1 protein-coding gene and 1 pseudogene are annotated in these 1,441 nt (G+C 64.0%); one reads left to right on the forward strand and one right to left on the reverse strand.

Features of this window, described 5'->3' with window-relative positions; all coding sequences use genetic code 11:
• Nucleotides 1-246: pseudogene (locus EOA60_RS32725) on the reverse strand (hypothetical protein); the annotation flags it as partial.
• A 185-nt stretch (nucleotides 247-431) separates the two neighbouring features.
• Between EOA60_RS32725 and EOA60_RS32730 the strand changes: the two are divergent.
• Nucleotides 432-1,304: an undecaprenyl-diphosphate phosphatase gene (locus EOA60_RS32730; RefSeq protein WP_095825291.1), complete on the forward strand. Its 873-nt coding sequence runs from the start codon at nucleotides 432-434 to the stop codon at nucleotides 1,302-1,304.
• Nucleotides 1,305-1,441: the final 137 nt, after the last annotated feature.

Here is a 1,441-nt window from a genome sequence, read left to right on the forward strand (position 1 = left end):
GTTGAAATGGATGAACGGGATCGTCGTGCAGGTGGTCCAGACGAGGTCGCCGTCGCGGGCGAGCGACAAGCCGTGCCGCGCGGCGAATTCCGTGGGCGCGGCATCGTAGAGATCGAGCCAGGCATTGACCTCTGCGCGCTCGATGGCGCGGCTCAAATCACGCGAGACCTCCTCGATCCCGATTTCCGGATGGTGCGACACCGGCGGGACGACCGGCTGCAGTTCCGAGAGGGCGGCAGTCGACATGCTAGTCCTCCTCCGATCTGCCTTACAGTGTAAGATTAGCCATGATAATATGGAAGCGCCTGTTGTCAAGCAGGATAAGCGGCACCTTACAAATCCGTGAATTGGCTTCGCCGTACCATGAGGCTAAGCCTGCCCTTGAGGGGCTTTGCGCATAACAATTCATTTTCGCCGGGGAAAGGACAGGGATGACGGACGTCTGCACGCAGGGATTGGACACCGGCTTTGTCAGCCTGGGCTACGCCAAGGTGGCGTTTCTCGGCATCGTGCAAGGCATCACCGAACTGCTGCCGATCTCTTCGACGGCGCATATGCGCGTCGTGCCCGCCGTGCTTGGCTGGCAGGACCCGGGCTCGGCCTTTTCTGCGGCTATGCAACTCGCGGCCCTTGCCGCGGTGATCAGCTATTTCTGGAGCGATGTCAGGGAAGTCGCGGTGGGGTCGCTGGCGGCGCTCACGCGCCGCGACTATGCCAACCGCTATTTCCGCCTGGCGATCGGCATCGTGCTTGCCACCGTTCCGATCGTCATCGCCGGCCTCGCACTATCCAGCGTGCTTAATGCCTGCAACTCGCCGCTGCGCGGGCTGGCCGTGATCGGCTGGGCCTGCATCGCCATGGCCGTGCTGCTTGCGCTGTCGGAAATCTATGCCCGCCACAGGGTGACCCTGGACAAGGTGTCCGTGCTCGACGCCTTGCTCGTCGGCGTGGCCCAGGTCGGCGCGCTCATTCCCGGCGTGTCGCGCTCGGGATCGACGCTGACGGCGGCGCTAAGTCTTGGCTATGCCCGCCCGGAGGCGGCGCGGCTCTCCTTCCTGCTCGGCCTGCCGGCCATCGCGTTGGCCGGCCTGAAGGAGCTTTGGGGACTGCACAAGATTCACCTCGGCGCTTATGGCTGGTCGGTTCTGGCGGTCGGCCTCGTCGTCGCCTCGATTTCCGCCTTCTTCGCCATATGGGGACTGATGCGCGTGCTCGAGCGCTTTTCCGCCTGGCCCTTCGTCATCTATCGCGGCCTGCTCGGCGTCGTGCTGCTGATCGGCGTCGCCGTCGGCTGGCTGAGCTAGAGGCTTTCGCCGAATCCGCTATACCGGCACCTGAACCTTGTTTCGGGTGCGCCTATGGACATTGCAACCCTGCTCCAATCGCTGCCTTTGCTGGCAGCGCTGGTGAAATCGGCGGTGCCGGCAGTGGTCGGTGCGGG

It is taken from the genome of Mesorhizobium sp. M1A.F.Ca.IN.020.06.1.1, assembly GCF_004023265.1.
Taxonomy (GTDB): domain Bacteria; phylum Pseudomonadota; class Alphaproteobacteria; order Rhizobiales; family Rhizobiaceae; genus Mesorhizobium.